A 12,075-nucleotide genomic window follows, 5' to 3' on the forward strand; every position below is an offset into this window, starting at 1 on the left:
ACGGGTGCGCGAACCCGTGGATCCGTCCGGCCCGGTTCCGATGGTGCCGGATGGTGCCGGTGGGCCGGTTGGTTCCGGTCAGGCCGCCGTCGCCCGGGCGTCCAGGACACGCAGGGCCGCCTCCCTCCCTCCGGCGACGCACGCGGTGACGCCCACTCCCTCGTAGGCCGCACCGCACAGTTCCAGTCCGGGCAGGCCCGCCACGGCGCTGCGGATGCGCCGTACCCGGTCCAGGTGGCCGACGGCGTACTGGGGCAGGCCGCGCGCCCAGCGGGAGACGTGGAAGTCGGCGGGCCGACCCAGCGGACCGGTCATTTCGGTAAGCTCCGCGAGGCAGAGGGCGGCCAGCTCGCCGTCCTCCCGGCCCAGCACCGGCTCCTCGCCGACGCGGCCGACGGAGGCCCGCAGGACGAAGGTGCCGGGAGCCTCTTCGGCGAGCCAGCCCCACTTGTTGGACAGGAAGGTGACGGCCTTCACGGCCCGGCCCTCGACGGGCGGGACCAGGAAGCCGTTGCCCCGAGGCACGGCGGGCATCCGCGAGCGGTCGAAGGCCAGCGTCACCAGGGCCATGCTCGCATGCTCGATCGCGCCGAGCTCGCGGGCGGCGGCCGGGGCATGGGGGCGCAGCAGCGGGGCCGCGGCGTACGCGGGGACGGCCAGCACGACCGCGTCGGCCTCCATCACCCGGGGCGTGCGGCCGGACACGAGCACCTGCCAGCCGGTGGGGATGCGCCGCAACTCGCGTACCCGGGTGCGGGTCAGGACGCGCGCCCCGGACGCCTCGGCGACGGCGTACGGGAGGCGTCCCAGGCCGCCGCGCAGCCCCTGCATGACAGGCCGTCCGGACGCCCCCGGGGACGGCTCGCCGGACGCCGTGGACGGCGCGGCGGGCCGCAGGGCCGCCAGCAGGGAACCGCCCCGCGCGGCGACGTCCGCGAGCGCCGGCAGTGCGGCGCGCAGCGATATCCGGTCCGCCCGCCCCGCGTACACTCCGCCGAGCAGCGGCTCGACCAGCCGGTCGACCGCTTCCCGGCCCAGCCGGTCCTCCAGATAGCGGCCGACGGCGATGTCGCCGTCGACGGGCGGGGCGGGTATCTCCTCCTCGCGGACCAGCCGGGCCAGTCCCTCGGGTGACAGCAGGCCGGTACCCTCCAGGGCGGCCGGATCGGTGGGCACACCCATGAAGTGCCCCTGGGGCATCGGGCGCAGCGCGCCCCGCGTCCACAGCGCGGTGGGCGCCTGTGCGGGTGCCTCCAGGGCCTCGCCCAGCCCGACGGCCCCGGCCAGTTCGACCGCCTCGGGGCGCAGCGCGAGCATCGCCTCCGCGCCGTCGTCGACCGGCACGCCGGCGACGGTGCCCGTGCGCAGGATTCCGCCGGGCCGGGGCCCGGCCTCCACCACAGTCACCTCGGCCCGGGACCTCAGGTGCCAGGCGGCGGCCAACCCGCTGATGCCACCGCCGGTGATGATCACTGAACGCATGAGAGGCCTCCTGGCCGGGTGGTTCCTATGGCCGGAAACGGCCTTGCAGAACGCTATGTCCGGGGAATATCCGGACCGGGGGGTCACCAGGGCCACACAAGCAGGGCCGTCCGGCCTATTGAACGGGCCCGAACAGCGCGGGACCGGCACGTTGGCGCTGATGAATCCTGTGGGACGAGCAAGGCTGAAAACGCTCGTACAATCCACTGAGGAGACCGACCGTGGAACTGGCGCTGGCCCACGAGACGGTGGCGCGATGGCAATTCGGCATCACCACCGTCTACCACTTTCTCTTCGTGCCCCTGACGATCAGTCTTTCGGCCTTCGTGGCCGGACTGCAGACCGCATGGGTGCGTACCGGCAAGGACAAGTACTTCAGGGCCACGAAGTTCTGGGGCAAGCTCCTCGTGATCAACATCGCGATGGGCGTGGTCACGGGTATCCTCCAGGAGTTCCAGTTCGGCATGAACTGGTCGGACTACTCCCGCTTCGTCGGGGACGTCTTCGGCGCGCCGCTCGCGATGGAGGCCCTACTGGCCTTCTTCTTCGAGTCCACCTTCATCGGCCTGTGGATCTTCGGCTGGGACAAGCTGCCCAAGAAGCTCCACTGCGCGTGCATCTGGATCGTCGCCGTCGGCACCGTCCTGTCGGCCTACTTCATCCTGGCCGCCAACTCCTGGATGCAGCATCCCGTGGGATACCGGATCAACCCGGCGACCGGTCGGACCGAGCTCACCGACATCGGCCGGGTCCTCTTCCAGGACACCACCCTCGTCGTCGTCTTCCACACCCTGACCGCCGCCTTCCTCACCGGCGGCGCCTTCATGATCGGCATCTCGGCCTATCTGCTGGTCGGTCAGGCCCGCCGTAAGACGGCCGACCGCGACCCGCGCACGATCTCCGCCCTGCGCTCCTCGCTGCGCCTCGGCCTGATCGCCGCCGTCGTCTTCGGCCTGCTCACGGCCGTCAGCGGCGACCGGCTCGGCAAGGTCATGTTCGAGCAGCAGCCCATGAAGATGGCGGCCGCCGAGGCGCTCTGGGACACCGACAAGCCCGCCCCCTTCTCCCTCTTCGCCTACGGCGACGTCGAGAAGGGACACAACACCGTCGCCGTGGAGATCCCCAGCCTGCTCTCCTTCCTCGCCAAGGACAGCTTCTCCGCCGAGGTGCCCGGCATCAACGATGTCGCCGCCCACGAAAAGGCCCTCTTCGGCGACAAGGCCCCCGACTACCGGCCCAGCATCCCCACCACCTACTGGGCCTTCCGCTGGATGATCGGATTCGGCCTGGCCTCCTTCGCCATCGGCGTGCTCGGCCTGTGGCTGACCCGCCGCAGGCTCTGGCTCGCGCCGGAGCTGCGCCGCGCCGACGACGAGCTCCCGGTGCTCGCGCTCACCCGCGGCCGCCCGCTCGGGCCCTTCCTCACCCGGTGGAGCATCCGGCTGGCCGTCCTCACCATGGGCTTCCCCCTGATCGCCAACTCCTGGGGCTGGATCTTCACCGAAATGGGCCGTCAGCCCTGGTCCGTCTACGGCCTGATGACCACCGCGAACGCGGTGTCGCCCGGCGTCTCCACCGGCGAACAGGTCACCTCGCTCGGCGTCTACACCCTCCTCTACGCGGTCCTCGCCATCATCGAAGTGGGACTCCTGGTCAAGTACGTCAAGGCCGGTCCCCCGGACGAGGAGCCCCCCGCCGGGGACATCCGGCTGCGCCGGGGCCCCGGCGAGGAGACCGACGAGCCCCTCGCCTTCGCGTACTGAACAGGACACCCCCCTCATGCATCTCCACGACCTCTGGTTCATCCTCATCGCCGTCCTGTGGACCGGCTACTTCTTCCTCGAGGGCTTCGACTTCGGCGTGGGCGTCCTCACCAAGCTGCTCGCCCGCGACGAGCGGGAACGCCGCGTCCTGATCAACACCATCGGCCCGGTCTGGGACGGCAACGAGGTCTGGCTGCTGACCGCCGGCGGCGCCACCTTCGCGGCCTTCCCGCCCTGGTACGCCACCCTCTTCAGCGGCTTCTACCTCCCCCTCCTCGCCATCCTCGTCTGCCTGATCATCCGCGGCGTGGCCTTCGAGTACCGCGGCAAGCGCGACGGCGAGCGGTGGAAGCGCAACTGGGAGCACGCCCTGTTCTGGACCTCCCTGCTGCCCGCCTTCCTCTGGGGAGTGGCATTCGCCAACATCGTCCACGGCGTCAAGATCGACGCCCGGGGCGAATACGCCGGGAACGTCCTCGACCTGCTGAACCCGTACGCCCTCCTCGGGGGCCTGGTGACGCTGGCGCTCTTCACCTTCCACGGCACCGTCTTCGTCGCACTCAAGACCCTTGGCGACATCCGCGTCCGCGCCCGCGCGCTCGCCCAGCGCCTGGGGCTGCTGACCGCCGTCCCGGCCCTGGCCTTCCTGGTGTGGACCCAGGCCGACAGCGGCGACGCGCGCAGCCTCGCCGCCCTGCTCGTGGCGGTGGTGGCGCTCGTCGCCGCCCTGGTCCTGAACCGGCTCGGCCGCGAGGGCTGGGCGTTCACCGCCTCCGGGCTGACCGTGGTGGCCGCGGTGGCGATGCTCTTCCTCGCCCTCTTCCCCGATGTGATGCCCTCCACCCTCAACCCGGACTGGAGCCTGACGGCCGCCGATTCCTCCTCGTCGGCCTACACGCTCAAGGTGATGACCTGGGTGGCCTGCCTCCTGACCCCGGTGGTGCTGCTGTACCAGGGGTGGACGTACTGGGTCTTCCGCAAGCGGATCGGCGTCCAGCACATTCCCGGGCCGGGGCACGGGGCGGCCTGACGGGCCGGGGGCCGCGTCCCCTGGGCGAGGACTACTCGCTCCAGGGGACGAGCCGGACGGCGGTGATCTCTTCCGGCTGGATGCGCACGGTGAAGTCCATGGTCCGGTGCACCCAGGGACGCAGCGCGGCCCGATAGCGGGCCAGGTCCCGGGGGTCGGTGACCATGCGGGCGTAGCCGGTGACCACCACGCTCCAGCCCAGGTGCGTCGCGGGGTCGATGGCGTCGGCTTCATAGGCCACGACGACACCGGGATCTCCCGCCTGCTGGGTGTGCGAGACCAGGGCCGCGCCCTCGTGGGTGCGGATGACGATGTCCCCGCCGTCCACGACGTGGTTGACCGGCCGGATGGCCGGCAGGGCGTGCTGGGTGAAGACGACCCGGCCGAAGGAGACACCGCCGAGGAGCCGCAGCGCCTCGAAGCGGTCGAGGGCGACCATGCGGCGCGGACCGGCCGGGTCCGCCGGGTCCGCCGTGTCCTGATGGCGGACCCCGGGAGTCCGCCGGGCGGTTTCACCGTTCACGCGGATCCTCCCTTCTCGTGTCCGCGCTTCTCGTCCGACGGTAGCGATGGGCGATCACCTCCACCTAGGGCCGACCGGCCCCGATCGCGGGGCCGACGGGACACTGTGCCCCACCGGCCCTGGCGGTCAGGGCCGTTCAGCCCCTTCCGCCCAGGGCGTCACAGACGATCCCCTAGCAGGGCGGCCGGGTGTGCCGTCCCCGCATCGGCGGCCCGAGCGATCGGGAGGCGGGCGGGCACACCCGGCGCGCCATGTGCCCAGGGTGTGACGAAGGTGAACGGAGTCGATTGGTGATCGCTGTGGTGGGCCACCCGGACCTGGCCGCGGGCACCTCGCTCACGGCCGATCTGCGCGCTGTGCTGGAGCACTGCACCACAGGGGCATCGTTTCTCGTACGCGCCGGAGCGGGCCTGCCCGTGATCGTGGGGCGGGCCGTGCGCGAGGCGGGCCGCAAGCTTGTCGTCCTGCTGCCCGCGCCGGCCCCCGGAGCGTCCGCGCTTCCCCCGCGCGACCGGGCGGCGGCCGGCGAGCTGCTCGTGCTGGCCGAACACGTGCACCTGCTCCCGTACGACCCGGCCGACCGCGACGCCTCCGTGAGTGCCGACGAGCGGCTCATCACGTCCTGCCGGCAGGTGGTGGCGGTCTGGGACGGCTCACCGTCCAACGGACGGGATGCCACGGCGCACCTCGTGGCCTTCGCCCGCACCCGTGGCATCCCGGTGGAAGTCTTCTGGCCGACCAGCGCCGTCCGCGAGCCCGGTCTCACGGCAGTGCGTGGCCGGACCGGCGAGAAGCAGGAGAACAACGCGTATGACAAGCCCAGCGGTTGACCTGACGGAGGCCGAGGACACAGGCCAGGACGGCGCACGGCCCCGCGCGGCGCACGAGCCGCTCGGGGCCGGACGCGCTCCGGCCTGGATACTGGTCGTCACCGGCGCGCTGGGCCTGCTCGCCTCCTTCGTGATCACTGTCGGCAAGTTCCGGCTGCTGGAGGACCCGGGCTTCCAGCCGTCGTGCAGCATCGACTCGGTGCTGTCGTGCACCAACGTGATGAGCAGCCCGCAGGCGTCGGTGTTCGGCTTCGCCAACCCGCTGCTGGGCCTGGCCGGCTACGCCGGCGTGACGCTCATCGGCTTCGGCCTGCTGGCCGGGGCCCGCTACCGCCGCTGGTACTGGATCGGGCTGAATCTGGGCACCCTGCTCGGCTCGGCATTCTGCATGTGGCTGATGACCCAGGCGCTGTACTCGATCGGCGCGCTGTGCCTGTGGTGCATGCTGGCCTGGGCCGCCACCATCGCCATGTTCTGGTGCACCACCCTGCACAACCTCCGGCACGGCATCGTCCCGGCGCCCCGCCGACTGGTGATGGGGCTGCTGGAGTTCCCCTGGGTGGTGCCGGTCACCTGGTACCTCGTCATCGTCATGCTCATCGCGACCCGCTTCTGGGCCTACTGGCAGTCCCTGCTCTGACCGGGACCGACAGGGACCATCGGCCCCTGGTCGACGAGGACCCCTACGGCCTGTGGCCCTACTCCCTCCACGGCGCCATCCGCTCCACCCTCCGCACCGCCGCCGACCACACCGACGACCGCTGGACGGCCGACGACTGGCGCCAGGCCGCCGAGCGCGCCCTCGCGGCGGCCGGCGATCAGTGGACCAGCACGCTCGCCCCCAGCCGCATCCTGCTGATCGGCTGCCTGCACCAGGGCCTGCGCCCGGCCCGTGACCACCGACTGGACTTGGGCTGGCTCGCCGAGGCCGCCTGGGCCTACGTCAGCGACTCCGTCTGGGAACCCCTCGCCCCGCCCGCTCCCGACGAGCCGACCACCAGCGGCATGCACACGGCCGCCGACCCCCTGATCGAGCTGCTGTCCGCCCTCGCCCGCCGCCAGCACGAACACCGCCAACGCACCGCCGACCGCCTCACCACGGTCATCGACACCGGCCTGCTCCCCGCCGACCTGACCGCACCGGCTGGACGCGCTCACCGAGACCGGGGACTTCGCCTACTTCGCCGACATCGCCCGCTTCATGGCCGGCCTGCCCCAGCCCAGCCCCACCGCCACGCGCTGGATCGACGGCCCCGACGCCGTACGCGCCCGCTGGCAGCACCTCGTCCACACCCGCCGCACCCACACCGGCCGATAGCCCCCGCCCTGCGCCATCCTGGTCCATGCCCGGCGCGGGTGGCACGAGAGTGAGGGTGCGGGGCTGGCGGTTGCCTCCGGTAGCGTCACTAGGTGATCTTGGTTGAGGGCTGATCCGGACGTCCGGCCGGTGCGGGGCCGGGGCTGTGGTTGCTGGAGTCGGACCAAGGGGCGGTGGGGGCCGCCAGAATGCCGTACGGGGGTCGTTAAGGTCGGATAAAATGCCTGGTGGAGTGCCGGGAAGCCTGGTCGGCGCGGAGGACATCAGCCGCTATCGACGGGGGACATTCCATGACCGGCCTGACCATTGTTCTTCTCCTCGTGGTCCTGGCCACCGCGGTGGCCACCGGTGCCCGCCATTGGCGCCTGCCTGCCCCGTCTTTGCTTGTGGTCGCCGGTCTTGTCGTCGGGCTGCTGCCGTGGGTGCCGGACATCCATGTGGCTCCCCAGGTGATCAGCACTGTGGTGCTGCCGCCGCTGCTGTACGCCTCGGCGGAGGAGATATCCGGGCGGGAGCTTCGGGCGGTGTGGCGTCCGGTGACCGTCCTGGTCTTCGGCCTGGTCCTGGCCTCGGCCGCCGCCGTGGGACTGATCGCTTCCGTGCTGACCCCGCTCACGGCGGCTACCGCGTTCGTGCTGGGTGCGGTCCTGGCCAGCACGGACCCGGTGGCGGTCACCGCGCTCGGCCGCCGTCTGTCGCTGCCGCCGCGGGTGCAGGCGATGGTGCAGGCCGAGAGCCTGTTCAACGACGCCACCTCGCTGGTGCTGTACAAGGTCGCGGTCGTCACCGCGGTGACCGCCAGCGCGGTGTCCGTGTCCTCGGCCGCCGGGCAGTTCGTCGCCCTCGGCGGCGGCGGAGCCCTCATCGGCGGCGCGGTCGCCGGGGTGGTGATGCTCATCCGCAGGCGTACGGAGGACCCGGTGCTGGAGACCGTCATCGCCCTGGTCACCCCGTACGCGTCCTACGTCCTGGCCGAGGAGTCGCACACCTCGGGCGTGACCGCCGTCATCGTCGCTGGCGTCGCCCTCGGCTCCACCGGCCACAAACTCAGCAACGCGCACATACGCCTGCAGATCCATGCCGTCTACGGCACGGTCGTCTTCCTGCTGGAGAGCGTCATCTTCGCCATCATCGGGCTCGAACTGCCCGCCATGGTCCGTCAGCTGTCCGCCGACGAGCACGGATGGCCCCTGTGGGTGCCCGCCGTCGCCTTCACCGTGCTGGCGATCCGCCTGCTGTGGGTCTTCCCGCTCTCCGCGCTGATGCAGCACCGCCGCGGCGACAACAAGGTTTCCTGGCGGGTCCCCGCCGTCCTGTCCTGGGCCGGCACCCGCGGCGTGATGCCGCTCGCCGCTGCCCTGTCCATACCGCTGACCACGCACAGCGGTACCCCGCTGCCGCACCGGGCTCTGATCCTCACCCTGACCACCGGCACGATCGCCCTCACGCTCGTGGTCCAGGGCTTCACCCTCGCCCCGGTCGTCCGCCGCTCCGGCATCGCTCTGGAACCCGAGCACACGGCCCGCGAGGAAGCCCAGGCCAGCCGCCATCTGGCCACCGCCGCTCTCGCAGAGCTGGACCGGTTCGAAGAAGCCGAAGCCGCCTCCGAGACCGTGCTCAAACAGGCCCGGCACCACCTCGAAGCACGCTTGCGCCAGGCAGACGCCGACGACGGCGACAACCCGAACATCGACGACCCGGCGGCACGCCCCGCCGACGCCTACGGCGAGATCCGCCGGGCTCTGATCGCCGTGGAGACCGCCCGGCTGCAGCAGCTCTACGAGGAAAACAAGATCAGCAACACCACCCGGCGCCGACTCCAGCGCACCCTCGATCTCGAAGAAGCCGCCCTCGGCGACTGAGCATGACACAGCCCGCCCGAGACTCGTCCACCAGGTCAGTAGTGGGTGGTGAGGAAGTCGCGGCCCCATTGGTCGAATTCGATGGCGCCGCGTAGGCCGCGGGCGCGAAAGCGGGCGAGACCGCGTCGCATGTCCTTGACGGATCCGCGGGTACGAACGGAGGCGCCCGCGAGGACGTCCCGGCATGACGGCACAGAGCAGGCGAAACGCCGGCAGCAGTGCGGTACCGGCCCCAGGATGACCGGCTGACACCTGACGGCGGAACCGATCAGGCGGGGTTCAGCGGGGTGATCCCCGTACCCGAGTACAGCTCGGGCTCGAGCGACAGGACCGTCAGGGGCTCGCCCGCCTTGACCGCCTGCCAGGCGATCGCCGCAGCGTGGGCCACCGGCCAGTCCACGCCCGGCCAGTCCATCGCGTCCAGGGCGTGCGCGGTACTGAACGGCACCTTCTCCGCGAACCGCAGCGAGGCGGCGTGCCTGCCCGCGCCGGCGACCCGGCGCTCCGCCGCGAGGACGGACAGGGAAGGGACCAGGACGCGGCCGGTGCCGCGCGAGGCTTCGATGTACAGGCCGGTGAAGAACGGGTCCGCCCGGTACAGGGCGGGCAGGGCGGTGTGGTCCAGGACGGCCGTCAGCCTCATGCGGCGGCGCCGCCCTGGTGGGCGCGGATCTTCGCCCAGGCGTCGGACCCAGCCTGCTCAACCTGCTCGGTGTACTCCACGCCGAGCTCACGGGCCGCCTCAAGGGCGCGCTGCTCGCGTTCGGCTTCCGTGAGCTCCCGGGTGGCGAGCTCTTCCAGCAGCTCGGTGATGGTGGTGCCGCGCTCCTCAGCGAGGGTGCGCAGCCGATCGCGCACCGCCTCGCTGGTCTTGATGCTCGTCGGCTTGCTCATACGGCGATTCTACCGCCGGTAGAACCCCGTCGGGGGGGGCGTCGACATGATCGCTCTCAGTCCGCGAACGCCAGTGCGATGCGCCTTCCCTTCTCGTCCTCCTCGCCGGTCAGCTGGTCGCTCCACCCGGCCTCGCGGAAGACCTCACCATCGGCTCGCCCGGTGGTGAGGACCCGCCCGTACGCCGGGCCGTACATCAAGATCACTGTGGTCATGGACGGGACCGTAGGGTACGGCCGCGCCTAGCGTCCCGCCGGAAATGCCCACGGTAGGCGGAAGCGGACAGCCGCTTCTCCATGGCCCGGCTGTACCGTGACGGCGAAGCCGGTGGTCGTGGGCCGCCGGAAGCGGAGCCAAGTGACCTGGGGCAGACCGGGAGATTGGCTCGGCGTTTCCTCGGACGCGCCAGCAGCCACACGAGGGGCCTACGCCGCGTAGGGGTTGACGATGGTATGAGGCCGCTGGGCGGTGGCCAGCACGTGCTGCGGGAACACCGGTCCGGCCACGTAGTAGCGGCCCTTGGTCTGCCCCACCGGAGTCAGCAGCCCTGCCCGGGTCAGGGCCTGCATGTCCCGCGTCGCCTGCTGGGTATTGAGCCCTTCGGCCTTCTCGTAGCGCGAGCGCCTCACCCGGCCCGTCATGGCCACCTCGCGCAGCGCGGTCACCTGCCGCTCGGTGATCCCGCCGGCCTCGGCGGCGTCCATCAGCCGCATCCAGCACTCGTTGGACCGGTCGACACGGCGCTGTACCCGCTGGGCCTGCTGGTGGTAGGCGAGGAGGTTGAACTTGATCCAGGGCAGGGTGTCGCGTTCGGGTGACCAGACGGGCCCGCCGACCTCGCGCAGGACCTTGTAGTACTCCCAGGTGTTGCCGGGCATGCCCAGCCACTCCTCGATGGAGGAGAACTCGGGGGCGAGGACGCCGCCGCGGGCGATGAGCAGGGTCTGCAGGGAGCGGGACATCCGGCCGTTGCCGTCGGACCACGGGTGGATCTTCACCAGGTTCAGGTGCGCCATCGCGGCCCGGATCAGGAGGTGGCTGTCGAGATCGCCCTCATTGAGCCAGTCGACCAGCTCGGTCATCAGCCCGGGGACCAGTTCCTGGTCCGGGCCCCCGTAGTCGGTGGTGAGCTCGCCGCCGGGGACGGTGATGCGGATGCGGGTCTTACGCCACCGGCCAGCGGTCTTCAGGGGGTGGTGGTGACCCTGGAGCATCCAGTGCAGGGCGTTGAGCAGTTCCTTGCTGTAGCGGAAGTCGGTGACGTCGTGGAGGGACTGGATGTAGGCCATGGCCTGCCGGCAGGCCAGCGTCTCGGCCTTGTCCTCCTCGCTGGCGTCGACCTCGCGCTCGCCGTCCATCAGGTCCGACGTGGGCCCCCGATTGCAGAGGGTCGGCAGCAGAGGAGGCTGGGAGTGATGGGAGGGGCCACCCGAAACCGCGTCAGCCAGAGGTGATTGCTATGCCGCACGATGATCAATACACCGCGACGGGGCCGTCCTTCACGGGTGCTGGGTTTCCCCGCGCCGGATTCTCCACCAAATCGACGGACACCGTCTATGGGGTCAACGTTGTCGGAACGTTCTGCGGTGTCTACGGGGAGAGCCTGGCCCCGGGCGAGGAGTCGGACAGGGAAGCCGCACGGGACCTGATCGGAGTGGTCGGCGAGGGAAGTACATACGGGATGTGCGGCACGGGGCGGACCCTCGCCGGCGTCGTCGGCTTCGGTCGGCGCGGGGACACCGGAGGAGTCTTCGGCATCTCGATGAGCCGCGCGCCCGGGGTGGTGGGTCAGAGCCGCACCGATTTCCGGTTTGCACTGCCCAGGGGCGACAGCGCGACGCACGGCGGCTCGGCCATCGGGGTACTGGGCGAGAGCGGGAGCGGTACCGGGGTCTCGGGCGAGAGCTCGCAGGGAGCCGGAGTCTCGGGCGCCAGCACCAGCGGACGCGGCGGGGAGTTCGCGTCGGCCCGGGCCACACAGATCCACCTGGCTCCTTCCGGGCTGACCACCGCTCCCCCGGCCACCGGCCGACCAGGCGACCTCCTCGCCATCCAGCGGGGTGCGTTCGCCACACTGTGGTTCTGCGTCCTGCCCCAGATCGACGACCGGCCGGCGGTCTGGGGGAAGGTACACCTGGACCGGCCGTCCTTCCCGAGCCCGACGCTCGAGCAGGGCGCGCAGGGCCAGGAAGTCAAGAACGCCCAGGGACTCCTGGCCGCGCACGGTCACGACCCTGGTCCGATCGACGGCATCTTCGGACCGCAGACGGACGCTGCCACCAGGGGCTTCCAGGAGGAGGCGCGCATCGTGGTCGACGGGCAGATCGGCCCTCAGACGTGGAACGCGCTGCTGAACCACTTCTGACGGCCCCG

At 71.2% G+C, this 12,075-nt stretch carries 12 protein-coding genes; 6 read left to right on the plus strand and 6 right to left on the minus strand.

Features of this window, described 5'->3' with window-relative positions; all coding sequences use genetic code 11:
• Positions 1–78: 78 nt before the first annotated feature.
• Positions 79–1,482, minus strand: a complete 1,404-nt coding sequence (gene hemG / locus IE096_RS01405; protein WP_189447536.1) for a protoporphyrinogen oxidase — start codon at positions 1,480–1,482, stop codon at positions 79–81.
• Between the two features lie 221 nt (positions 1,483–1,703).
• Here hemG and IE096_RS01410 point away from each other — a divergent pair, with 221 nt between their 5' ends.
• Positions 1,704–3,245: a cytochrome ubiquinol oxidase subunit I gene (locus IE096_RS01410; RefSeq protein ID WP_189447538.1), complete on the plus strand. Its 1,542-nt coding sequence runs from the start codon at positions 1,704–1,706 to the stop codon at positions 3,243–3,245.
• Positions 3,246–3,261: 16 nt separating this feature from the next.
• Positions 3,262–4,275, plus strand: a complete 1,014-nt coding sequence (gene cydB / locus IE096_RS01415; RefSeq protein WP_189447540.1) for a cytochrome d ubiquinol oxidase subunit II — start codon at positions 3,262–3,264, stop codon at positions 4,273–4,275.
• A gap of 31 nt (positions 4,276–4,306) precedes the next feature.
• Here the strand turns inward: cydB and IE096_RS01420 are convergent, their stop codons facing one another.
• Entirely contained in the window at positions 4,307–4,798 is a 492-nt protein-coding gene (locus IE096_RS01420) for a pyridoxamine 5'-phosphate oxidase family protein (protein WP_373297987.1), read from the minus strand.
• Between the two features lie 290 nt (positions 4,799–5,088).
• Here IE096_RS01420 and IE096_RS01425 point away from each other — a divergent pair, with 290 nt between their 5' ends.
• The 3 genes from IE096_RS01425 (at position 5,089) to IE096_RS01435 (ending at position 8,808) form a co-directional block, all read left to right on the plus strand.
• Positions 5,089–5,628 carry a hypothetical protein gene (locus IE096_RS01425; RefSeq protein ID WP_373297988.1) on the plus strand — a complete coding sequence of 180 codons (540 nt, stop codon included), beginning with the start codon at positions 5,089–5,091 and terminating at the stop codon, positions 5,626–5,628.
• Positions 5,609–6,268, plus strand: a complete 660-nt coding sequence (locus IE096_RS01430) for a vitamin K epoxide reductase family protein (RefSeq protein ID WP_189447542.1) — start codon at positions 5,609–5,611, stop codon at positions 6,266–6,268. Before IE096_RS01425 ends, IE096_RS01430 begins: the two co-directional genes overlap by 20 nt.
• A 968-nt stretch (positions 6,269–7,236) precedes the next feature.
• A complete protein-coding gene (locus IE096_RS01435) occupies positions 7,237–8,808 on the plus strand; it encodes a Na+/H+ antiporter (protein ID WP_189447544.1) in 1,572 nt (523 codons plus the stop codon).
• 268 nt (positions 8,809–9,076) lie between these two features.
• Here IE096_RS01435 and IE096_RS01440 read toward each other — a convergent pair whose 3' ends face one another.
• The 4 genes from IE096_RS01440 to IE096_RS01455 all read right to left on the minus strand — a co-directional run bounded on the left by IE096_RS01440 (position 9,077) and on the right by IE096_RS01455 (position 11,060).
• Positions 9,077–9,451, minus strand: a complete 375-nt coding sequence (locus IE096_RS01440) for a PIN domain-containing protein (RefSeq protein WP_189447546.1) — start codon at positions 9,449–9,451, stop codon at positions 9,077–9,079.
• Positions 9,448–9,702, minus strand: coding sequence for a hypothetical protein (locus IE096_RS01445; RefSeq protein WP_189447547.1), 255 nt, complete (start codon positions 9,700–9,702; stop codon positions 9,448–9,450). Before IE096_RS01445 ends, IE096_RS01440 begins: the two co-directional genes overlap by 4 nt.
• A 56-nt stretch (positions 9,703–9,758) precedes the next feature.
• Positions 9,759–9,917 (minus strand): hypothetical protein, encoded by a 159-nt coding sequence (locus IE096_RS01450; RefSeq protein ID WP_189447549.1) that lies wholly within the window; start codon positions 9,915–9,917, stop codon positions 9,759–9,761.
• A gap of 210 nt (positions 9,918–10,127) precedes the next feature.
• Positions 10,128–11,060 carry a Fic family protein gene (locus IE096_RS01455; RefSeq protein WP_229819848.1) on the minus strand — a complete coding sequence of 311 codons (933 nt, stop codon included), beginning with the start codon at positions 11,058–11,060 and terminating at the stop codon, positions 10,128–10,130.
• A gap of 101 nt (positions 11,061–11,161) precedes the next feature.
• Between IE096_RS01455 and IE096_RS01460 the strand changes: the two genes are divergently transcribed.
• Entirely contained in the window at positions 11,162–12,067 is a 906-nt protein-coding gene (locus IE096_RS01460; RefSeq protein WP_189447551.1) for a peptidoglycan-binding domain-containing protein, read from the plus strand.
• Positions 12,068–12,075: the final 8 nt, after the last annotated feature.

It is taken from the genome of Streptomyces abikoensis (genome assembly GCF_014648775.1).
Lineage (GTDB): Bacteria > Actinomycetota > Actinomycetes > Streptomycetales > Streptomycetaceae > Streptomyces > Streptomyces abikoensis.

Excerpts from the sequence above, each read along its gene's own strand:
- IE096_RS01430 (WP_189447542.1), top strand. The coding sequence starts at position 5,609 with ATGACAAGCCCAGCGGTTGACCTGACGGAGGCCGAGGACACAGGCCAG.
- IE096_RS01450 (WP_189447549.1), bottom strand. The coding sequence starts at position 9,917 with ATGACCACAGTGATCTTGATGTACGGCCCGGCGTACGGGCGGGTCCTC.
- IE096_RS01435 (WP_189447544.1), top strand. The coding sequence starts at position 7,237 with ATGACCGGCCTGACCATTGTTCTTCTCCTCGTGGTCCTGGCCACCGCG.
- IE096_RS01445 (WP_189447547.1), bottom strand. The coding sequence starts at position 9,702 with ATGAGCAAGCCGACGAGCATCAAGACCAGCGAGGCGGTGCGCGATCGG.
- IE096_RS01455 (WP_229819848.1), bottom strand. The coding sequence starts at position 11,060 with ATGGACGGCGAGCGCGAGGTCGACGCCAGCGAGGAGGACAAGGCCGAG.
- IE096_RS01440 (WP_189447546.1), bottom strand. The coding sequence starts at position 9,451 with ATGAGGCTGACGGCCGTCCTGGACCACACCGCCCTGCCCGCCCTGTAC.
- IE096_RS01460 (WP_189447551.1), top strand. The coding sequence starts at position 11,162 with ATGCCGCACGATGATCAATACACCGCGACGGGGCCGTCCTTCACGGGT.
- cydB (WP_189447540.1), top strand. The coding sequence starts at position 3,262 with ATGCATCTCCACGACCTCTGGTTCATCCTCATCGCCGTCCTGTGGACC.
- hemG (WP_189447536.1), bottom strand. The coding sequence starts at position 1,482 with ATGCGTTCAGTGATCATCACCGGCGGTGGCATCAGCGGGTTGGCCGCC.